The sequence below is a fragment of the Pseudoalteromonas sp. GB43 genome (assembly GCF_054923805.1).
Window position 1 is genome coordinate 1208394 of the sequence record NZ_JBPCHJ010000001.1, and the last position, 21806, is coordinate 1230199.

Sequence of the window (21806 nt, forward strand, 5' to 3'; positions counted from 1 at the left end):
ATGAACCTAGCTTGTATAGCTAGGCACACAATTAAGTTCTAGCCAACGTTTTTACGAGCGTTGCGGAACATACGCATCCATGGGCTATCCTCAGTCCACTCATCTGGGTGCCATGAGTTAGCAACAGTACGGAATACACGCTCTGGGTGCGGCATCATAACCGTTGCACGACCATCTGTAGAAGTAATACCTGTGATACCTTCTGGCGAGCCATTCGGGTTAGCTGGGTATTGCGTTGTTGGGTTACCGTAGTTATCAACAAACTTCACTGCCACAGTACCTGACTCAAGCGCTGCTTTAACTGCATCAGTGTTTGCGAACTCAGCATGACCTTCACCATGAGAAACAGCGATCGGCATACGTGAACCTGCCATACCGTTAAAGAATACCGATGGGTTTTCTTGTACTTCTACAAGGCTAAAGCGAGCTTCAAAACGCTCTGACTTATTCGTTACGAAACGTGGCCAGTGCTCAGTGCCCGGGATCAATTCTTTCAATGTTGAAAGCATTTGACAGCCATTACACACACCTAAGCTGAATGTATCTTCGCGGTGGAAGAAGCTTTGGAACTGCTCACGTGCCATCTCATTAAATAAGATTGACTTAGCCCAGCCTTCACCTGCGCCTAATACGTCACCGTAAGAGAAACCACCACATGCCACTAAGCCTTTAAATTGCTCAAGTGTTAAACGACCTTCAAGAATGTCGCTCATGTGCACGTCAACCGCAGCAAAGCCTGCACGGTTAAATGCCGCAGCCATTTCTAAGTGAGAGTTAACACCTTGCTCACGTAGAATCGCCATTTTCGGCTTCGCACCCGTTGCAATGTAAGGCGCTGCAACATCTTCGTTTAAGTCAAAGCTTAGTTTTACGTTAAGACCTGGGTCTTTTGCGTCAAACTTAGCGTCAAACTCTTGCTTAGCACACTCTGGGTTATCACGACGCGCTTGCATTTGGTAAGTTGTTTCTGCCCAAATAGTACGAAGCTCAGTGCGCGTGTGGTTAAGAACCACATCATCACCACGAGTGAATACCACGCGGTCATCAGCGTTTAGTGCACCAATTTCATGGCTGATAGCTGCTAGACCGTGGTCTGCAAGAACGGCTTTAACTGCGTCTAAGTCAGCGTTTGCCACTTGGATAACCGCACCTAGCTCTTCATTGTAAAGCGCTTCGATGTCTGAACCTGTTAAGCCTGCAAGGTCAACAGTAACACCCGTGTGGCCAGCAAATGCCATTTCAGCGATAGTTGTGAATAAACCACCATCAGAACGGTCATGGTAAGCAAGTAACTTGTTATCAGCAACAAGCGCTTGCATTGCTTCGTAGAAGCCTTTTAATAGTGCTGGGTTATCAACATCAGGCGTTACATCACCTAGTTGCTTATAAACCTGTGCAAGGCTTGATGCGCCCATGCGGTTTTGACCCGCACCTAAATCAACTAATAATAGTGATGACTCACCTTTATCAGTGCGTAGCTGTGGCGTTACTGTTTTACGCACATCTTCAACACGACCAAAGGCAGTAATGATCAGTGATAATGGTGCAGTAACTGATTTTTGCTCACCGTTTTCATCCCATTGAGTTTTCATCGACATTGAGTCTTTACCCACAGGAATAGTTAAACCGAGTGCCGGACAAAGCTCTTCACCTACCGCTTTTACAGCTTCGTAAAGACCCGCATCTTCGCCAGGGTGACCTGCTGCAGCCATCCAGTTTGCAGATAGCTTGATATTTTCAAGGCCACCGATGTTCGCACACGCGATGTTCGTTAGTGACTCAGCCACAGCTAAACGAGCAGAAGCACCGTAGTTTAAAAGTGCAGCTGGTGTACGTTCACCTAGTGACATTGCTTCACCGTGGTAAGTATCAAACGCAGCGGCTGTTACCGCACAGTTTGCTACTGGCACCTGCCAAGGACCTACCATTTGGTCACGCGCAACTAAACCCGTTACCGTACGGTCACCAATGGTGATTAAGAATGTTTTCTCAGCAATCGTTGGTAAGCGTAATAAACGCTGTGCAGCGTCTGCAGCATCAATGTTAGCAACGTCTAATGGTTGAGATTGCGCTTTTTTCGATTCAACTTCACGGTGCATTTTTGGTGCTTTACCAAGTAAAACATCAAGCGGAAGATCAACAGGGTTGTTACCGAAGTGGCTATCTTCAACCGTTAAGTGACGCTCTTCTGTTGCTTCACCAATAACAGCGTATTCTGCACGTTCACGTTTACAGATTGCTTCAAAGCGCGCGAAGTCTTCTGCCGCAACTGCTAATACGTAACGCTCTTGAGATTCGTTACACCAAATTTCGTGTGGTGCCATACCCGGCTCATCGTTTGGAATATCACGAAGTTGGAATTTACCACCACGACCACCGTCGTCTACAAGCTCAGGGAATGCGTTAGAAAGACCACCTGCGCCCACATCGTGGATGAAAGCGATTGGGTTTGCATCACCTAGCTGCCAACATTTATCAATAACTTCCTGACAACGACGTTCCATTTCTGGGTTTTCACGTTGTACCGATGCAAAGTCTAAGTCTTCGTTTGATTGGCCTGATGTCATACTAGACGCAGCACCACCACCTAGGCCGATGTTCATTGCCGGACCACCTAGTGCAATTAGCTTAGCACCTACAGGGATTTCGCCTTTTTGAACATGCTCAGAACGAATGTTACCTAAACCACCTGCAAGCATGATTGGCTTGTGGTAACCACGTACCTCGATACCATTATGGCTTGATACTTTCTCTTCGTATGTACGGAAGTAACCAAGTAAGTTAGGACGACCAAATTCGTTATTGAATGCCGCACCACCTAATGGACCTTCAGTCATGATATCAAGTGCATTAACGATACGACCAGGCTTACCGAAGTCTGTTTCCCATGGCTGCTCGTAACCAGGAATACGTAGGTTAGATACAGTGAAGCCAACTAAACCAGCTTTAGGTTTAGAGCCGCGGCCTGTTGCACCTTCATCACGAATTTCACCACCAGAACCTGTTGATGCACCTGAGAATGGCGCAATCGCTGTTGGGTGGTTGTGAGTTTCAACTTTCATCAAGATTTCGATGTTTTCTTGATGGTACGCGTACTCACCCTCAACATTAGGGAAGAAACGACCTGCTAACGAACCCTTCATTACCGCTGCGTTATCTTTATATGCAGATAGTACGTTTTCAGGGTTTTGCTCGTAAGTGTTTTTGATCATTTTGAACAATGATTTTGGCTGTTCGATGCCATCAATTGTCCAATCGGCGTTAAAGATTTTGTGACGACAATGCTCAGAGTTTGCTTGCGCGAACATGAATAATTCGATGTCGTTCGGGTTACGCCCTAACTTTTGGAAGTTTTCTACCAAGTAATCAATTTCGTCATCTGCAAGCGCAAAACCTTGCTCAACGTTTGCTTTAGCAAGCGCTTCACGGCCACCACCTAAAATGTCAACTGATGACATTGGACGCGGCTCATCGTGACGGAATAATTTAGCTGCATCAGCCATGTCCGCGTGCGTTGCTTCAGTCATGCGGTCATGTAATAACGCTGCAACTTCAGCTGTTTGCTCAGCTGATAAATTACCTTCTACGTAGTATGCAATACCACGCTCAACACGGTGAACTTGGCTTAAGCCACAGTTATGTGCGATGTCAGTTGCTTTTGATGCCCAAGGCGAGATAGTACCTGGACGCGGCGTTACAAGAATTAACGTGCCAGCAGGGGTATGCTCGGCAATTGTTGGACCGTAAGTAAGCAGTTTTTCCAGCTTGGTTTGCTCATCAGCTGAAAGCTCGGCTGTAAGATCAGCAAAATGCATGAACTCAGCATAAACGTCAGTGACTGGAAGTTGTGCCTGTTGGCAACGCGCTAAAATTTTCTGAACTCTAAAATCGGAAAGTGCTGGTGCACCACGAAGGATCAACATAGGTATTTTCATCCGGGGTTAGGGATTGAACGATATTTTAGGCGCATATTATAGTGCAAATAACGTCTAGATTTAACTCAAAATTACGCTTTTATTTAAATAATCTTCATAACCGCTTTTAAGGTTGCAACAATTAACTAGCTTAGTCGTCTTTATTTCTCTGCAGGTTCTTGTTCTGTATGACTTATCTACCAGCTGCCTTGTTATAGTTATTAATTTTTAAATAAATCTATAACACTATTCGCCAAGTGACGTGGCTTAGAAGTTTTGTTATAACACTAAGGTAATGGTTTAAGGGGCATTTATAATTTATGCAAAAATTACTCGCTATTTTTAGTTTAGTGCTCATGTTATGTGCGTGCGATATGCAACAGCAACCGTCGCAACTTGCTCATATCAAGGCGCAGAACAAAATTAGAGTCGGCACATTAGCTGGCGCGAGTAATTACTATCAGGCTCCACAAGGTGTGCAAGGCTTTGAATATGAGCTCGCCCAAGAATTTGCTGACTATGTTGGTGTTGAGCTTGAAATGGTGCCTTTTTTTAATCTATCCGATATGTTCGCACGCTTAGAAAGTGGCGATTTAGATATTATAGCGTCAGGTCTTACCTATAATACGATTCGGGCTGAGCATTACCGCTTCGGCCCAACCTATCGCACCATAAGCCAAAAACTAGTTTATAAGCAAGGCCGTAATAGACCCCGTGAATTTGCGGATTTAACCGGCAATCTGACTGTTCTCGCCAAAAGCAGTCACTCGTTGGCACTACAACAATTAAAACAACTTAATCCAGAACTTAGCTGGAACGAAACAGAAGATATGGATGAAGAAGAGCTTCTGCAAGCTGTTATCGACGGTGAAATTGATTACACCCTAGCAGACTCGCACACCTTATCGCTGTTTCGCCGCTACCACCCAAACTTGAGTATCGGCTTTTCGGTTACCCGTAATGATCCTATCGCTTGGTTACTAAGAAAAGATGGTGATGACTCTTTATATGCCCTCATGGTGCCATTTTTTGGCGACGTCAAACAAAGCAACCAGCTTTATGTGTTAGAAGAAAAATATTTGGTCATGTTCGCCAGTTTAATTATGTGAACACACTTGCTTATATTGAAGCAATAAAAGACACCTTACCCAAATATCAACCTTGGTTTGAGCAATACGCAGGTAACATAGACTGGCGATTACTGGCAGCTTTGAGTTATCAAGAATCAATGTGGAACCCAAGGGCTAAGTCACCAACTGGTGTTCGCGGTATTATGATGCTAACCCAAGCAACGGCAAAACAGGTCGGCGTAACAAATCGCCTAGAGCCTGAGCAAAATATTAAAGGCGGTGCGCAGTATCTTGCCAAAGTAATTTCTTGGATCCCTGAACGCATTCCGCAGCCCGACAGAACCTGGTTTGCCTTAGCCTCTTACAATGTTGGCTGGGGACACGTCAACGACGCACGCATTATTACCGAGCAAGAAGGTGCAAGCCCCGATAAATGGGCTGATGTTAAAAAGCGCTTACCGCTTTTAATTAAAAAGCGTTACTATCGAAAAACCAAATATGGTTATGCCCGTGGCGATGTTGCAGTAAAATACGTTGATAATATTCGTCGCTATTACGACGCACTGGTTTGGCTTGATGAAAATGATGCGATTGCTAACCCAAGCGAAGAAGAACAAAGCACTGAAGAAGCTAAACCTGAAGCGCAAGTAAGCGAACCAAAGCCAAATGACAACACGCAACAAACCAACTCAGAGCAGCAAGAATTAGAAAACAACTAACTTCAAGCACCGAAATCTGTTTACTTGTCATCAAATGATCATTATCTTCCTGTAGAGATCAATATAATGCTTTACTCTCACTTAAGGAGCACTCATGTTAAAAAGAAGACGCACGACACATAAGTTTAAGCGTAATGTTATTTACTCAACGGCGACCCGCCGTCGTATCATGCTACGTAATACACACAAAAAAGTTATTTGGCGTCGCCGCTTATTTGCGATGCAGTTAATGGAAGCACAAGTTCCTGCAACGCCGGTTGTATAACTAGGCGTTGCGAGCAGCCAGCTTTGCCGCCTTTTTCTCTTCTCTACGACGCTTAAAAAACGCTGAAATTACCGCCCCACACTGCTCACTCATAACATCGCCGGTTACTTCAACTTGATGATTAAGCCTAGGTTCTTGCAGCAGATTCATAATTGATCCTGCCGATCCCGTTTTGGCATCTTTAGCACCAAATACCAATCGCTTAATACGGCTATGCACCAACAGACCTGCGCACATAGAACAAGGTTCTAACGTTACATACAAGGTGCAATCGATTAATCGGTAGTTATTAAGAGCTTTACCCGCTTCGCGGATTGCCATCATTTCAGCATGAGCGGATGGGTCGTTATCGATAATTGAGCGGTTATAACCATAGGAGATCAGTTGATTGTCTTTTACCAGCACAGCACCAACCGGAATTTCATTAATAGCAGCCGCTTCATTGGCGTAGTTTAATGCTTTTTCCATCCAATATTGGTCGCTAAATTGTTCGCTCATATATCACACAAATATTGTAAAACTGTGAGTAATTATACCTAGTTAGTGAAAAATGTCGGCATTAAATACTGCTACACTTAAAAATTAACGCAAAATTTAGTGGCTTTTTCATGGCTCAATGGACCCATATTGCGCTATAATCTCGCGCTTTTTTTATTTAGCTTACAACACGGGTAGCAAATGAAATTTCCTGGACGCCGCAGGCATAAACATTATTTTCCGGTGGAAGCCAAAGATCCACTGACGAATCAACTTAACTCAACCGACCGACTACAACGTAGTTATATTACGGGTATCGACCAAATTGTGGTAGATATTGAAGCGAAAGTTGATCAAGCTTTCCTAGATGAATTTCAATTGCGCCGTGGCATGTCGCAAGTGATCGATAACGATATTACCAACGCACTATACGACAGACTAAAACTCGACAATATGATCGATTATGAGTTTGCCGGTGGTACGGTAGGTAACACCATGCACAACTACTCTACCCTAGCTGACGACCGTTCAGTGTTATTAGGGGTAATGAGTGAAAATATCAAAATCGGCAGCTATGCTTACCGTTTTTTATGTAACACCTCAAGCCGCGTTGACCTTGACTACCTTCAGCCTGTAGATGGTCCTATTGGTCGTTGTTTTACCTTAATTGACGAGACCGGTGAGCGTACCTTCGCAATCAGCGCGGGGCTTATGAATCATCTGCGCCCTGAATCAATCGACCAAGCACTTATTGAGAATTCATCAGCACTGGTGATCAGCGCATACCTAATGCGTACTCAAGGTGATGAAACCATGACAGAAGCGACCATGCAGGCAGTGAAATATGCCAATGATGCCGGTGTGCCTGTGGTTTTAACCCTTGGCACTAAGTTTCTAATTGAACAAGACCCTGCTTGGTGGGCTGATTTTGTAAAAGAGCATGTTGATATTCTTGCTATGAACGAAGAGGAAGGCCTTGCTATTACTGGCTTTGAAGATCCGCTTTTAGCTGCCGACAAAGCGCTCGATTGGACTGATTTAGTTATTTGTACAGCTGGCGAAAAAGGCTTGTTTATGGCCGGTTACGTCGACGACTCATTCAAGCGTGAAACAGAATACCCGTTATTACCAGGTGCAATTGCTGACTTTAACCGTTATGAATTTTCTCGCGCAATGCGTAAAGACGACTGCCAAAACCCTATTCGTGCGTACAGCCACACAGCACCATTTATGGGCGGCCCTGACAGCATTAAAAATACCAATGGCGCAGGCGATTGCGCTCTGGCTGCGGTACTGCATGACCTATCAGCAAACGTTTACCACAAACTTAATGTGGCAAACTCAGCGAAGCATCAGCAACCTGCTATGACCTACTCATCGCTTGCACAAATTAGTAAATACGCTAACCGTGCAAGTTATGAAGTACTTGTTCAGCACTCGCCACGTTTATCGCGTGGTTTACCTGAACGTGAAGATTGTTTAGAGCAAGTTTACTGGGATCAGTAATCTCCACTAAAAAATCGAAATATCCAGTTTCTGGGATAAACGCTCAAGAGCCGCTATCCCAGCCACTGAGTTACCATACGAGTTAAGTCTAGGCGCCCACACAGCCACAGTAAATTGATTTGGTAACACAGCTAAAATAGTACCCGATACCCCTGACTTACCCGGCATACCAACACGGTAGCCAAAATCCCCAGCTGCATCGTATAAACCACTGGTAAACAGTAACGAGTTTAACTGCTTATTTTGCCTTGCACTAAGTACTTCATGGCCATTGGCATCTTTACCTTGGTTTGCTAAGTAATTGTAAGCTTTTGCTAATTCTACGCAGTTTAGCTCTATGGCACAGAAGTTAAAGTAAGCCCATAACACATCATCAACTTCATTATTAAAGTTGCCGAATGACTTCATTAGATGCCCCATCGCGGCGTTGCGATGACGAAACTCATATTCAGAATTTGCCACTTTCTTATCAATAACAACCTGAGCATTTCCTGATAACTGACGAAATGACTCAAGCATAGAGTGCATCGGCGCAGATAAACGGCTATATAACGCGTCACAGGTGACAATCGCGCCGGCATTAATAAATGGGTTGCGTGGTATGCCCTGTTCAAACTCAAGCTGTGTAAGTGAGTTAAAAGCGGTGCCTGATGGCTCTTTACCGACTCGTTGCCAAAGCTCATCACCATAACGCTGAAGTGCTAAGGTTAAGGTCATTACTTTAGAAACAGATTGAATCGTAAAACGCGCACCACAATCACCCGCGCAATAGGTTTGCCCATCCACAGTATGAATAGCAATGGCAAACTGGTTTGGCTCAACCTCTGCAAGCGCAGGAATATAATCTGCAACCTTACCTTGGCTCAGTAATGGTTGAACTTCTTTTGTGATTTCATCTAATACATGTTGATAATCAATCTGTGACATACCGCGTCCTTTAAAACAAAAAGCCCCGCATTTGCGAGGCTTTGTAGTCTACTAAAGATGGTTTGCTATAGCGATTGCTATTAGCTCATAGCTGATTGCAGTTTTTTCATCGCTGTTTTTTCTAGCTGACGAACACGCTCTGCTGAAACGTTATATTTCTCAGCAAGCTCTTGTAATGTTGCTTTATCGTCAGCTAACCAACGTGCACTTACGATGTCTTGAGAACGTTCATCAAGGGTTTTTAACGCGCTGAATAAACGTGCATGAGACTGTTCTTGCCATTGCTGCTCTTCGATATCATCAGCAAGGTCAGCACTGCCATCTGTTAAATACTGTACTGGCGAGTATGTGCTTGTTGGTGCGTCGTCATTGTCGTCGCCCGTTAAGTCAAAGCCCATATCTTGGCCACTCATACGTGATTCCATCTCACGTACTTCTTTTTCACTTACACCTAGCTCATTAGCAACAGTGCTAACCTCAGCTTGGTTAAACCAACCTAAACGCTTTTTGTTTTTGCGTAGGTTGAAGAATAATTTACGTTGCGCTTTAGTTGTTGCAACTTTCACGATACGCCAGTTTTTCAGTACGTATTCATGAATTTCGGCTTTGATCCAGTGTACTGCGAATGAAACTAAGCGAACACCTACACTTGGGTCGAAACGTTTTACCGCCTTCATCAGACCGATGTTACCTTCCTGAATTAAATCAGCTTGCGGTAAGCCATAACCTGAATAGCTTTTCGCAATATGAGCAACAAAGCGTAGATGCGACATAATGAGTTGCTTCGCAGCTTCAGAATCACCTTCTTCCTGAAGACGTGTCGCCAACTGCTTTTCTTTCTCTGCATCAAGCATAGGAATAGTGCTAACCGCTTGAAGGTAGCCGTCCATACTTGCGCTCTGTTGACCTGCAGTAAGTGCCATTGCGTATAAATCTTTACTCATTTTTCACCTCAGTGATAAACATTTGAAACCATCTTAGCACTCTTTAAGCGAGAGTGCTAACTTCAATTAAAAACTTTTTTAAAGTTCAAATCAAGTGGTTTTTTTAAGATAATTTTATTTTACTTTAAGGCGCTGAATAAGCGATGAATTCTAGCTTTTAAAGGTATTTTGAAAGCTATATAGCCCACCATTTAAAATCTAAACAAACAGCATAAAGGCTTAATATGACAAATTAACGACAAGCAAAAGCGCTAAAATAATAGCGCTGATAGCTACACTTTATCCGGTTCAATTTCTTTTATATAGCGGTTAACTGATAGGTAAGAACCAACAAATCCTAACCCTGTTGCAAGAGCGACTAAAATGCCAAACTCTGTGAGTGTTAAACCAATTAAGTCAAAGCTGGTTTCATAAACACCCGCAACATCACTTACAGCAGCACCAAGCCACCACATCATTAATGCAACACAAATAAAAGAGAACAAACCGCCAATAATACCGTACCAAATCCCTGTCCATAAAAATGGCGCATGAATAAAGGTGTTTGTCGCCCCAACTAACTTCATCACTTGAATTTCATCTTTCTTATCCATGATTGATAAGCGGATAGTATTACCAATGATCAGGGTGACAGAGGTTAATAATAGTAGAGCAATGGTGATCACGCTTTCTTTTAATAAACTTAAAAGTGCATTTAATCGCTCAAGCCAAGCAATATCGAGTTTACCAAAATCCACTTCTCTTTCGGCTTCAAGCTTTTGCAGTAATTGTTTTGCTGTATTTGGCTGACGGTATCGTGCTGTCGGCGTTACGATAACAACATCAGGTAACGGGTTCGCATCTAAATATTCAAGTGCTTGGCCAAATCCTGATACTTGTTTAAATTCAGTGAGGGCATCGCCCTTTGATATAAACTCTACTTTATCTACTTCAGGGTAGAGTGCTAAACGCTTAACCAAGGTTTGCGTTTGCTGTTCGCTCATAGTTTCTTTTACGAACAACGAAATCTCTGCTGCATCTTCAAAACCACTGCTCACTTGCGAGACATTTTTAACCACTAAATAAAGCGTCGCTGGCAGTGTTAAGCTTAATCCTAATACGGCAATGGTCATCAATGAAGCTAAAGGCGTTCGCCACATTTCACCGAGGCTATGCACACCTTGGCGAATAAGATTAATAAAGAAGAAATAAGGCGCTGCTAAAAATGACTTTTTCTGACGTTCGTTTTGGCTGTTGCGGCTTTTAAACAATAAACTCATAGTGTCACCTCAGCTAACGGATCGTCAATCATGCGGCCATCTTTCAGTGTTAGACTGCGATAACGCATACGCGCAATTAAGCCAATATCATGGGTTGCAATCAGCACGGTTGTGCCATGATTATTAAAGTCTTCGAATAAACGTAATATGTCCATTGAAAGCTCAGGGTCTAAGTTACCGGTTGGCTCATCAGCTAATAGAATTGGCGGTGAATTAACGATAGCGCGAGCAATACCCACACGCTGCTGCTCACCACCTGATAAGGTTGCAGGATTACACTTCGCTTTATCAAGTAACCCGACTTTATCAAGCGCACCATGAACACGCTTAGCTATTTGCTTGTGGTGCGTACCTTCAATAATTAAAGGTAAGGCAACATTATCAAACACTGAGTAACGTTCTAGTAAGCGGTGATTCTGAAAGATGATACCAATATCGCGGCGCACGTAAGGGATCTGACGTGATTTAACAGCATTTAAATCAACACCATTAATAAGCACCTGCCCTGCCGATGGACGCTCCATCAAACTAATAAGCTTCAATAGGGTACTTTTACCTGCGCCACTGTGCCCAGTTAAAAAGGCCAGTTCGCCAGGCTTAATATGAAAGCTGACTTTTTCAAGGGCACGATGGTCACCTGGGTATGTTTTACTGACTTGCTGAAAATTTATCATTTTAGTTATCAATCATCTTGCAGCGAAAAAGGGAGCAAACTCCCTTTAGTTAATTATGCGTCATCCTCGTCTTGGCTAAATAGTGCATCAATAAAGTCACTACTATTAAAGGTACGTAAATCATCAATACCTTCACCAACACCAATGTAACGAATTGGGATATTAAATTTATCTGCAACGGCGAAAATCACACCACCTTTAGCGGTACCATCTAGTTTAGATAAAGTAATGCCCGTTAAACCAACACATTCATTAAATAATTTAACTTGGCTAATTGCGTTTTGACCTGTACCTGCATCTATAGTTAGCATAACTTCATGCGGCGCATCTGGGTCAATTTTCTTCATTACACGGGCAATTTTTTCAAGCTCTTGCATTAGGTTATCTTTATTTTGCAAGCGACCTGCTGTATCGGCGATTAACACGTCAACATTACGGGCTTTTGCAGCCTGAAATGCATCAAATACCACTGACGCACTGTCTGCACCTGTATGTTGAGCAATCACAGGAATGCTATTACGCTCACCCCATACTTGCAGCTGTTCAACCGCTGCAGCACGGAAGGTATCACCCGCAGCAAGCATCACTGACTTACCTTCGTTTTGGAACTGCTTCGCTAATTTACCAATCGTGGTGGTTTTACCTACCCCATTTACACCCACCATTAAGATAACAAATGGCTTTTTGTCACCGCTTACAACCAACGGCTGCTCAGCGGTTTTAAGCATACTTGCCATTTCTTGCTTCATTAACTCGTATAAAGCATCGCCATCTTTTAACTGCTTACGATCAGCGGCATCGGTTAGGTTATCAATCAACTTCATTGTTGTATCAACACCTAAATCGGCTGTTAGTAATTGTGTTTCTAGTTCTTCAAATAACTCATCGTCAATTTTCTTACCGCTAAAAATAGACGCAAAGCCAGAACCAATATTAACGCGAGTTTTTAATAAACCTTTTTTAAGGCGTGCGAAGAAACCTTCTTTCTTAGGTTTTTCAGCAGCAGCTTGAGCAGCTTTCTCTTGCTCTAAACGCTCTGCCTCTGCTTTCTCTGCCGCAATGCGTTCTTGCTCTAGACGATCCGCTTCTGCTTTTTCTGCAGCAATACGTTCTTGCTCTAGACGATCCGCTTCTGCCTTTTCTGCAGCGATACGTTCTTGTTCTAAGCGCTCCGCCTCTGCCTTTTCCGCAGCAATGCGCTCTTGTTCTAAACGTTCAGCTTCCGCCTTCTCTGCAGCAATGCGTTCTTGTTCTAAGCGCTCTGCCTCCGCTTTTTCTGCAGCGATACGCTCTTGCTCTAAGCGCTCCGCCTCTGCCTTTTCTGCAGCAATACGTTCTTGTTCTAAACGCTCAGCTTCCGCCTTTTCTGCTGCGATACGTTCTTGCTCTAAACGATCCGCTTCTGCCTTTTCTGCCGCGATACGTTCTTGTTCTAAACGCTCCGCCTCTGCCTTTTCTGCTGCAATGCGTTCTTGCTCTAAACGCTCAGCTTCCGCCTTTTCTGCTGCGATACGTTCTTGCTCTATACGTTCAGCTTCTTCCTTTTCTGCTGCAATGCGTTCTTGCTCTAAACGCTCCGCTTCCGCCTTTTCTGCAGCAGCTTGCTCTGCTTCACGCTGCGCCTGTTCTGCGGCAGCACGTTCTTGCTCTAATTTCATTGCTGCTTCTTGCTCAGCAAGTCGAGCTTGTTGTTCTTGACGTTGCTGCTCTGCCGCTTGCTGCTCTTGAGCTAAACGCTCAGCTTCTGCTTTTTCTGCTGCAATGCGTTCTTGCTCTAGACGCTCCGCCTCTGCCTTTTCTGCAGCGATACGCTCTTGCTCTAAACGCTCCGCTTCTGCACTTTCAGCAGCGATACGCTCTTGCTCTAAACGTTCAGCCTCTGCTTGTTCAGCAGCAATGCGTTCTTGCTCTAAACGTTCAGCCTCTGCTTGTTCAGCAGCAATACGTTCTTGTTCTAAACGTTCTGCCTCTGCCTTTTCTGCCGCAATGCGTTCTTGTTCTAAACGTTCAGCTTCTACTTTTTCTGCAGCGATACGTTCTTGTTCTAAACGTTCAGCTTCTACTTTTTCTGCCGCAATGCGCTCTTGCTCTAAACGCTCCGCCTCAGCCTTTTCTGCCGCAATGCGTTCTTGCTCTAAACGTTCAGCCTCTGCCTTTTCTGCCGCAATACGTTCTTGTTCTAAACGTTCAGCTTCTGCCTTTTCGGCTTCAATTCGCTGTTGTTCTTCTATTTGCTTCTGGTTATCAGCCTCTTTTGCTGCTTGCTCTGCTTGTTGCTTATCTGATTTGCCAAAACCAAACCAAGACAGGAATTTACTTTTTTTTGCCATACTTGCTAATAACCACTTATAAAAATCTGATAAACTTACATGAATAATAGTTTGGTGACAGTTCAGCTTTTTAGCCAAACATAAACAGGTACCATCTATCGCTAAGGTCGCAATACTATCACTTTTAGCGCAGTAGAAAAATGACACGCTAGCTATTGCATACAATATTATCTGAGCTAGGGGTCAGTTACCAATGATTAGTGAGTTAAATGAGAAAAAAATCAACAGCTAACCGCCAAGCAAAAGCAGCGAACAATAAATCAGCAAATGGTTTTATTCGTATTATTAGTGGGCAATTTCGCGGTAGAAAATTACCAGTAAAAGATGTGCAAGGCTTGCGTCCAACCACAGACCGTATAAAAGAAACAGTATTTAACTGGCTCATGCAAGATACCCGAGGCGCAGCTGTTCTTGACTGCTTTGCTGGTTCTGGCGGCTTAGGGTTTGAAGCTTTATCGCGCTTTGCTGATCATGCTGTGTTTTTCGAACTAGATAAAAGTGCCGCTAGCCAGCTAAAAGAAAACATTAGCACGCTTAAATTGGATAATGCCGTCGTAAAACAAGGCAATAGCCTTTCATTATTAGAACAAAACACGCAAAACGAGCAATTTGATCTAATTTTTGTTGACCCGCCATTTCGACAAAACTTGGCTGAAAAAAGTTGTTTTTTACTCGAAAAAAATAACTGGTTATCTGCCCAAGCACTTATATATGTTGAGGTCGAAAGCGAACTAAGCGACCTAAGCTCACCAGATAACTGGATGCTTTTAAAAGAAAAAACTGCCGGACAAGTAATTTGTCGACTATATCAACGCCAGACAAATTAACACTGTTTTGCAAACCTAGTTTCTGTTAATATTATTCTTTACATGTGGTGCTGCTTCGGATTACAATACCGCACCATTTTTGAACCACTTGGTCGTTATTCGATCAACTTGAGCAACGCTCATTATTTAGGTAGGTGAATTTTTAATGCCAGTAATTAAAGTAAGAGAGAACGAACCGTTTGACGTAGCACTTCGTCGCTTCAAGCGTTCATGTGAAAAAGCAGGTATCCTTTCAGAAGTTCGTCGTCGCGAGCACTATGAAAAACCAACAGCTGAGCGTAAGCGTAAAAAAGCTGCTGCAGTAAAGCGTCACATGAAGAAGCTTTCTCGCGATAACGCACGTCGCGTTAAATTATACTAATCAGTATTTGGTCTTGTATAAATGAGCCTTTTATTAACGCTAAAAGATGCGCAAAAAGATGCGATGAAGGCAAAAGACAAAGAACGTCTTAAGCCTATCCGCATGGTACTTGCTGCAATCAAGCAACGTGAGATTGACGAGCAAATTACGCTTGACGACGACGGTATTACCGCTGTTTTAGTAAAGCTTGTTAAGCAACGTCGCGATTCTTACACCCAGTACATTGATGCGGGTCGTGAAGATTTAGCTGAAATTGAAGCCAGTGAGATTAAAGCACTTGAAGAATTCTTACCTCAACAATTGAGTGAAGAAGAAATCATTGCTCTTATTGACTCGGCTATAGCTGATACAAACGCAGCGGGTATGCAAGACATGGGTAAGGTAATGGGAGTTATCAAAAGCAAAGCTGAAGGTCGTGCCGATTTAGGTAAGATTTCTGGCTTAATCAAGCAACGATTAACTGCCTAACCCCCACATACAGATGTATGATTCAAGCAAACCGAGCCTAGTGCTCGGTTTCTTGCTTTTAGTCTTTCATAAACACAGTAATTGTGTTCAAATCTTATTTTACAACGCATAGATAGCGCAGGAAAATACAACAGCTATGGCCGGAAAAATCCCTCGACAGTTTATTGATGATTTACTCGCTCGCACAGATATTGTTGAGTTAATTGATTCGAGAGTTGGCCTAAAAAAAGCAGGTAAAGACTACCAAGCCTGTTGCCCATTTCACAACGAAAAGTCACCCTCTTTTACCGTTTCTCAAGATAAACAGTTTTACCACTGCTTTGGTTGTGGTGCCAATGGCAATGCAATTTCGTTTGTCATGGAATACGACAAATTAGAGTTCGTTGACGCCATTGAAGAATTAGCGAGTATGCTCAATTTAGACGTACCTCGCGAACAAGGCACAAGCTCAAGTACCGCAACGCACCGCAGAACAAAAGCGCTCTGATTACGATTTAATGTTACATGCTGCTCGCTTTTACCAACATCAATTAAAGCATCATGCCAACTCGAAAACGGTTATCGACTATATCAAGGGTCGTGGTTTAAGTGGTGAAACAGCGAAAAAATTCATGATTGGTTATGCGCCTAGTGAATGGGAAGCGCTATGCCAGCAACTTGGCCGCAACAAAGAACAAAAAGAGCAGCTTGTAGAACTAAAACTAGCCTCTGAAAAGTCGCCTGGTCGCCAATTTGACTTCTTCCGTGACCGACTTATGTTCCCTATTCGCGATAAACGCGGTCGGGTGATTGCGTTTGGTGGCCGTGTTATGCAAGCGGATCAAGGTCCTAAATACCTTAACTCACCAGAAACCCGTATTTTCCATAAAGGCTTTGAGCTTTATGGTTTATACGAAGCCAAGCAAGCGCATAAAAAACTTGAACATATTTTAATTGTTGAAGGCTACATGGATGTCGTTGCTTTAGCTGAGCAAGGCATCGAATATGCCGTCGCCGCCCTTGGCACAGCAACCACTGCAGAGCATATGCACACTTTATTTAGAACCACGGATAAAGTGATTTGCTGCTACGACGGTGACCGTGCAGGCCGCGATGCAGCTTGGCGTGCACTAGAAAATGCACTGCCTTATCTTGGTGATGGTAAGTCGTTGAAGTTTGTGTTTTTACCAGATGGTGAAGACCCTGATTCACTGGTACAAAAGGAAGGTAAAGACGCTTTCGAAGCTAGGTTAAGCGAAGCGGATGATTTTACTAAGGTGCTGTTTAATAAGCTCAGCCAAGAGATAGACCTGACACAAGACGCAGGTAAAGCAAAGCTCCTTAGTGATGCCCTACCACTAATTGAAAAAATCCCGAGTGATTTTTACCAAGAGAATATTTTGGAACATCTTGGCCGCTTAATTGGTCGAACAAGAGAGCAATTAAATAACCGCGTTAAGTCACCAAAACAACAGCATGCGATTGAGCGTAAATTTAAAATAACACCGATGCGCCAAGCGATTGGTATTTTATTGCAACACCCCAATTTGGCGACCAGCATTGCTTATATGCCAGAATTGGCTGAGATGAAAATAGCCGGAATAGAGCTATTTTTACGCATTCAGCACTTAGCACTAGAACGAGAAGGTATCACCACCGCACAAATTTTAGAGTCATTTAGGGATGGTGCTGAATATGACGCGCTGGTGAAATTAGCCACTTGGCAGCATCAAATAAATGACAATCGTTTAGAGACGGTTTTTAAAAATACTTTTAAATTTATTGAAGACCAGTGTTTAAATTATCGACTAGAGACCCTATTAATAAAAGACAAGACCCAAGGCTTAAGCAGCGAAGAAAGGCTGGAATGCCACTTACTGACGCAAGCGTTAAAAGGCAGCAACAGCTAGTCAGAATTGAATAATGCTGTTATACTGTGCTATTCACTGCGTCTAGTTAGTTTTCGTGTCGCTTAATTAGTAAGCGAGCTGGCGCCTGTTGTATCAACTTTCAGAGTGGAAGAATAAATCTCTATGGATCCAACTCCTCAGTCACAATTAAAGCTTCTGATTCAAAAAGGTAAAGAGCAAGGTTATTTAACTTTTGCAGAAGTTAATGATCACCTTCCACAAGACATTATCGACTCAGATCAGGTAGAAGATATCATTAGCATGATTAATGATATGGGTATCAAGGTAAGTGAAAACGCACCTGATGCCGATGAATTAATGATGCAAGAAACAACGACAGACGAAGACGCAGCAGAAGCCGCGGCAGCTGCACTTGCGACTGTAGAAAAAGAGATCGGTCGAACAACTGACCCTGTACGTATGTATATGCGTGAAATGGGTACTGTTGAACTTCTTACGCGTGAAGGCGAAATCGTAATCGCTAAGCGTATTGAGGAAGGTATTAACCAAGTACAGATTTCAGTTGCTGAATACCCAGAAGCAATTACTTATCTACTAGAGCAATGGGACAAATTCGAAGCTGAAGAAATGCGCTTAAGCGATATTATCTCTGGCTTCTTTGATCCTAATAATGAAGACGAATCACAAATTTCTGCAACACACATCGGTTCTGAGTTAAACGAAGAGCAACTCGACGAAGAAGACGACGAAGACGATGATGACGAAGATAGTGATGATGATAACGATGATGATAACGATGGCGACACAGGTCCAGATCCTGAAGAAGCCCGTATTCACTTCGAAAACTTACGTGAGCTTTATAACAAAGCACGCGAAACGTTCGAAGAAAAAGGTCGCTCACACCCTGACTCACTTGTAGCTATTGCAGAAATCGGCGAACTATTTAAAACATTTAAATTAGTGCCAAAACAGTTTGACCGCATGGTTAATAACATGCGTGAAATGATGGACCGCGTTCGTGTACAAGAACGTATCATCATGAAGCAAGCTGTACAAATTGCTAAGTTACCGAAAAAGAACTTTATCAAGCACTTTGCAAATAACGAAACAGACACAAGCTGGATCGACCTTGAGATTGCTGCAAACGAGAAATACTCAGTAGCACTTGAATCAGTTAAACCAGAAATCATTCGTTGCATCAGCAAACTAAGTGCAATTGAAGAAAGCACTGGCCTTAGCATCGAACGAATTAAAGACATCAACCGTCGTATGAGTATTGGTGAAGCGAAAGCCCGCCGTGCGAAGAAAGAAATGGTTGAAGCAAACTTACGTCTTGTAATTTCAATTGCGAAAAAATACACCAACCGTGGTTTACAATTCTTAGACCTTATCCAAGAAGGTAATATTGGTCTAATGAAAGCGGTTGATAAGTTCGAATACCGCCGTGGTTATAAGTTCTCAACTTATGCAACATGGTGGATCCGTCAAGCAATCACACGTTCGATTGCAGACCAAGCACGCACCATCCGTATTCCTGTGCACATGATTGAGACGATCAACAAGTTAAACCGTATCTCTCGTCAAATGCTACAAGAGATGGGTCGTGAGCCGAGCCCAGAAGAATTAGCTGAGCGTATGTTAATGCCTGAAGACAAGATCCGTAAGGTACTTAAGATCGCTAAAGAGCCAATTTCAATGGAAACACCAATCGGTGATGATGAAGATTCGCACTTAGGTGACTTCATTGAAGATACCACTATCGACTCACCTATTGATTCTGCAACCATGGAATCACTACGTGGCGCAACAAACGATGTACTAGCGGGCTTAACAGCACGTGAAGCTAAAGTATTACGTATGCGTTTCGGTATCGACATGAACACTGACCATACATTAGAAGAAGTAGGTAAACAATTTGACGTAACACGTGAGCGTATTCGTCAAATCGAAGCGAAAGCGTTACGTAAATTACGTCACCCTTCTCGCTCTGACTTACTGAAAAGCTTCTTAGATGCTAAGTAATTTAGTATCGCGTTATTAACTAAAAGGCCGCTGTTGCGGCCTTTTTTCTATTCGAGAGATATTCATGGCTTGGATCCAAATTCGCATCAATGCAAACGCAGACAACGCTGAATTAATCAGCGACTTACTCATGGACACTGGCAGTGCCTCAGTCACTTATGTTGATGCCAAAGATACTCCTATTTATGAGCCAAAGCTTGGGACTGTGCAGTTATGGGCTGATACCACAGTGATTGGCCTGTATGACGCAAACCATGATATGGACAGCGTTGTAGCAACATTAAATGCTGAAGCAACACTCGCCGATAAGCTCGTTTATAAAATTGAACAGCTTGAAGATAAAGATTGGGAGCGTGAGTGGATGGATAACTTCCACCCTATTCAATTTGGTGAGCGCTTATGGATCTGTCCAAGTTGGCGCGATATTCCCGACCCTGATGCGGTTAATGTATTGCTCGACCCTGGTCTTGCTTTTGGCACAGGTACCCATGCAACCACTGCGCTTTGTTTGAAGTGGCTAGAAAGCCAAGATTTAACAGGTAAAACCGTGGTCGACTTTGGTTGTGGCTCAGGTATTTTAGGAATTGCGGCGATCAAACTCGGGGCAGAGCGTATGATCGGTATCGATATAGATCCTCAAGCCCTTGAAGCAAGCCGCGATAATGCAAAACGTAATGGCGTTGCAGATAAACTTGAAGTGTATTTACCTGAAGATCAACCAGAGTTTACAGCCGATATTGTGGTTGCAAACATCTTAGCTCAACCACTTCGTGAACTACATGAAGTGATTTTAGGTCTTTTAAAACCGAATGGTAAAATTGCTATGTCAGGAATTTTAGAAGAACAAGCTCAGTCTGTAGCCGATGTTTATGCCCCATTTTTAGCACTTGATGAAGTGGCTGTTGAAGGTGAATGGACCCGTATCAGCGGCGTCAAAAAAGCTTAAACAGCACTAGAGCATTTACTCAAACATAATAGGTAAAGCCTATATTTAACAGGCTTTACCTTATTTTTACAGTTAATCGTTTCGCACTTTTTTGCGAGTAAAAAAATTTCTGTTTAAATATCAAACAAATCAACCTACCCGTCAAACTGTTATCAAAAGTCAATACGAAAAGGGCAAAAAAAAGTCACTTTTGTTCAATTTATAGCCTTTGATTTTTGCCAAAAAAACCGTAAACTTAGCGCCCCTTGAAAAGAGGCCAATTGAATAACAGTGCGTATCGGTTCATACCAACTTGAGAACAATGTAATTGTCGCGCCAATGGCAGGCATTACAGACAGACCATTTAGACAACTTTGCCGTCGCTTAGGTGCGGGCCTTGCTGTTTCTGAAATGCTCTCGTCAAACCCGAAAGTATGGAAAACTGAAAAATCGATGAACCGTATGGATCACAGCGGTGAATCGGGAATTCGTTCGGTGCAAATCGCCGGAGCCGATCCTGAGCTTATGGCACAGGCAGCACAATTCAATGTCAGCAATGGTGCACAGATCATAGATATCAATATGGGGTGCCCAGCTAAAAAAGTGAATAAGAAACTCGCAGGCTCTGCCTTATTACAGTTTCCTGAATTAGTACAAGAGATACTCGATGCCGTTGTAAACGCTGTTGATGTCCCTGTCACTTTAAAAATCCGTACTGGATGGGATCAGGATAACCGTAATGGTGTCGAGATTGCGAGAATAGCTGAACGTTATGGCATTGCCTCACTGGCAGTACATGGGCGAACGCGCGCATGTATGTATAAAGGTGAAGCAGAGTACGCCACAATTAGGGATATTAAACGTTCAGTGTCTATCCCTGTCGTTGCCAATGGTGATATTACTTCACCAGAAAAAGCAAAGCAGGTTTTGGATTATACGGGTGCAGATGCCATTATGATTGGTCGAGCCGCCCAAGGTCGCCCTTGGATTTTTAGGGAGATAGACCACTATTTGCGAACTGGAGAACATTTGCCAGCACCTGAAATTGCAGAGGTGCGTAGCATTTTGATGGAGCATTTAGACAATCTTCATCAGTTTTACGGGGAGCCAATGGGAGCGCGTATCGCTCGAAAGCATGTATCTTGGTATTTGCAAACCCATGACAGTGACGGTCAGTTTAGGCGAGTATTTAATGCGTTAGATAACCCACAGGCACAAGTCGACGCATTAGAAGAATACTTTAAAACACTAGCAGCTAACTAAGAAAG

The 21806-nt window shown here is 43.2% G+C and carries 15 protein-coding genes and 2 pseudogenes; 10 read left to right on the forward strand and 7 right to left on the reverse strand.

The window, feature by feature from the left end; all coding sequences use genetic code 11:
- Window positions 1-38: 38 nt before the first annotated feature.
- A complete protein-coding gene (purL, locus tag ACRWSG_RS05735; RefSeq protein WP_462165852.1) occupies window positions 39-3923 on the reverse strand; it encodes a phosphoribosylformylglycinamidine synthase in 3885 nt (1294 codons plus the stop codon).
- A gap of 311 nt (window positions 3924-4234) precedes the next feature.
- Between purL and mltF the strand changes: the two are divergent.
- Window positions 4235-5703, forward strand: a pseudogene (gene mltF / locus ACRWSG_RS05740) (membrane-bound lytic murein transglycosylase MltF).
- A gap of 94 nt (window positions 5704-5797) precedes the next feature.
- Complete coding sequence (locus ACRWSG_RS05745; RefSeq protein ID WP_165385080.1) at window positions 5798-5968, forward strand: hypothetical protein; 171 nt, start codon at window positions 5798-5800, stop codon at window positions 5966-5968.
- Here ACRWSG_RS05745 and tadA read toward each other — a convergent pair whose 3' ends face one another.
- Entirely contained in the window at window positions 5969-6466 is a 498-nt protein-coding gene (gene tadA, locus ACRWSG_RS05750; protein ID WP_054551051.1) for a tRNA adenosine(34) deaminase TadA, read from the reverse strand.
- Window positions 6467-6646: 180 nt separating this feature from the next.
- Between tadA and ACRWSG_RS05755 the strand changes: the two genes are divergently transcribed.
- Window positions 6647-7951, forward strand: a complete 1305-nt coding sequence (locus ACRWSG_RS05755) for an inosine/guanosine kinase (RefSeq protein WP_054560976.1) — start codon at window positions 6647-6649, stop codon at window positions 7949-7951.
- Window positions 7952-7957: 6 nt separating this feature from the next.
- On the opposite strand, the gene glsB is transcribed toward ACRWSG_RS05755, so the two are convergent.
- The 5 genes from glsB to ftsY form a co-directional block, all read right to left on the reverse strand.
- Window positions 7958-8878, reverse strand: coding sequence for a glutaminase B (gene glsB, locus ACRWSG_RS05760; RefSeq protein ID WP_166340525.1), 921 nt, complete (start codon window positions 8876-8878; stop codon window positions 7958-7960).
- A gap of 80 nt (window positions 8879-8958) precedes the next feature.
- Window positions 8959-9822, reverse strand: coding sequence for an RNA polymerase sigma factor RpoH (gene rpoH, locus ACRWSG_RS05765; protein ID WP_462165853.1), 864 nt, complete (start codon window positions 9820-9822; stop codon window positions 8959-8961).
- A 272-nt stretch (window positions 9823-10094) separates the two neighbouring features.
- Window positions 10095-11081: a permease-like cell division protein FtsX gene (gene ftsX / locus ACRWSG_RS05770; RefSeq protein ID WP_251601053.1), complete on the reverse strand. Its 987-nt coding sequence runs from the start codon at window positions 11079-11081 to the stop codon at window positions 10095-10097.
- Window positions 11078-11755 carry a cell division ATP-binding protein FtsE gene (gene ftsE, locus ACRWSG_RS05775; protein WP_462165854.1) on the reverse strand — a complete coding sequence of 226 codons (678 nt, stop codon included), beginning with the start codon at window positions 11753-11755 and terminating at the stop codon, window positions 11078-11080. Before ftsE ends, ftsX begins: the two co-directional genes overlap by 4 nt.
- A 53-nt stretch (window positions 11756-11808) precedes the next feature.
- Window positions 11809-14232: a signal recognition particle-docking protein FtsY gene (ftsY, locus tag ACRWSG_RS05780; protein ID WP_462165855.1), complete on the reverse strand. Its 2424-nt coding sequence runs from the start codon at window positions 14230-14232 to the stop codon at window positions 11809-11811.
- A 62-nt stretch (window positions 14233-14294) separates the two neighbouring features.
- On the opposite strand from ftsY, the gene rsmD reads away from it, so the two are divergent.
- The 7 genes and pseudogenes from rsmD (at window position 14295) to dusB (ending at window position 21801) form a co-directional block, all read left to right on the forward strand.
- Window positions 14295-14912, forward strand: coding sequence for a 16S rRNA (guanine(966)-N(2))-methyltransferase RsmD (gene rsmD / locus ACRWSG_RS05785; protein WP_199529462.1), 618 nt, complete (start codon window positions 14295-14297; stop codon window positions 14910-14912).
- Between the two features lie 145 nt (window positions 14913-15057).
- Complete coding sequence (gene rpsU / locus ACRWSG_RS05790) at window positions 15058-15273, forward strand: 30S ribosomal protein S21 (RefSeq protein ID WP_002957797.1); 216 nt, start codon at window positions 15058-15060, stop codon at window positions 15271-15273.
- Window positions 15274-15294: 21 nt separating this feature from the next.
- A complete protein-coding gene (locus tag ACRWSG_RS05795) occupies window positions 15295-15741 on the forward strand; it encodes a GatB/YqeY domain-containing protein (protein ID WP_054551044.1) in 447 nt (148 codons plus the stop codon).
- Window positions 15742-15877: 136 nt separating this feature from the next.
- Window positions 15878-17630, forward strand: a pseudogene (dnaG, locus tag ACRWSG_RS05800) (DNA primase).
- Between the two features lie 123 nt (window positions 17631-17753).
- Window positions 17754-19613: an RNA polymerase sigma factor RpoD gene (gene rpoD, locus ACRWSG_RS05805; RefSeq protein ID WP_054551042.1), complete on the forward strand. Its 1860-nt coding sequence runs from the start codon at window positions 17754-17756 to the stop codon at window positions 19611-19613.
- 64 nt (window positions 19614-19677) lie between these two features.
- Complete coding sequence (gene prmA, locus ACRWSG_RS05810; RefSeq protein WP_462165856.1) at window positions 19678-20559, forward strand: 50S ribosomal protein L11 methyltransferase; 882 nt, start codon at window positions 19678-19680, stop codon at window positions 20557-20559.
- 270 nt (window positions 20560-20829) lie between these two features.
- The gene (dusB, locus tag ACRWSG_RS05815) at window positions 20830-21801 is read left to right on the forward strand and encodes a tRNA dihydrouridine synthase DusB (protein ID WP_054551040.1); all 972 of its coding nucleotides are present in this window, start codon (window positions 20830-20832) and stop codon (window positions 21799-21801) included.
- The last annotated feature ends 5 nt before the right edge of the window (window positions 21802-21806 follow it).

Excerpts from the sequence above, each read along its gene's own strand:
- purL (WP_462165852.1), bottom strand. The coding sequence starts at position 3,923 with ATGTTGATCCTTCGTGGTGCACCAGCACTTTCCGATTTTAGAGTTCAG.
- ACRWSG_RS05745 (WP_165385080.1), top strand. The coding sequence starts at position 5,798 with ATGTTAAAAAGAAGACGCACGACACATAAGTTTAAGCGTAATGTTATT.
- tadA (WP_054551051.1), bottom strand. The coding sequence starts at position 6,466 with ATGAGCGAACAATTTAGCGACCAATATTGGATGGAAAAAGCATTAAAC.
- ACRWSG_RS05755 (WP_054560976.1), top strand. The coding sequence starts at position 6,647 with ATGAAATTTCCTGGACGCCGCAGGCATAAACATTATTTTCCGGTGGAA.
- glsB (WP_166340525.1), bottom strand. The coding sequence starts at position 8,878 with ATGTCACAGATTGATTATCAACATGTATTAGATGAAATCACAAAAGAA.
- rpoH (WP_462165853.1), bottom strand. The coding sequence starts at position 9,822 with ATGAGTAAAGATTTATACGCAATGGCACTTACTGCAGGTCAACAGAGC.
- ftsX (WP_251601053.1), bottom strand. The coding sequence starts at position 11,081 with ATGAGTTTATTGTTTAAAAGCCGCAACAGCCAAAACGAACGTCAGAAA.
- ftsE (WP_462165854.1), bottom strand. The coding sequence starts at position 11,755 with ATGATAAATTTTCAGCAAGTCAGTAAAACATACCCAGGTGACCATCGT.
- rsmD (WP_199529462.1), top strand. The coding sequence starts at position 14,295 with ATGAGAAAAAAATCAACAGCTAACCGCCAAGCAAAAGCAGCGAACAAT.
- rpsU (WP_002957797.1), top strand. The coding sequence starts at position 15,058 with ATGCCAGTAATTAAAGTAAGAGAGAACGAACCGTTTGACGTAGCACTT.
- ACRWSG_RS05795 (WP_054551044.1), top strand. The coding sequence starts at position 15,295 with ATGAGCCTTTTATTAACGCTAAAAGATGCGCAAAAAGATGCGATGAAG.
- rpoD (WP_054551042.1), top strand. The coding sequence starts at position 17,754 with ATGGATCCAACTCCTCAGTCACAATTAAAGCTTCTGATTCAAAAAGGT.
- prmA (WP_462165856.1), top strand. The coding sequence starts at position 19,678 with ATGGCTTGGATCCAAATTCGCATCAATGCAAACGCAGACAACGCTGAA.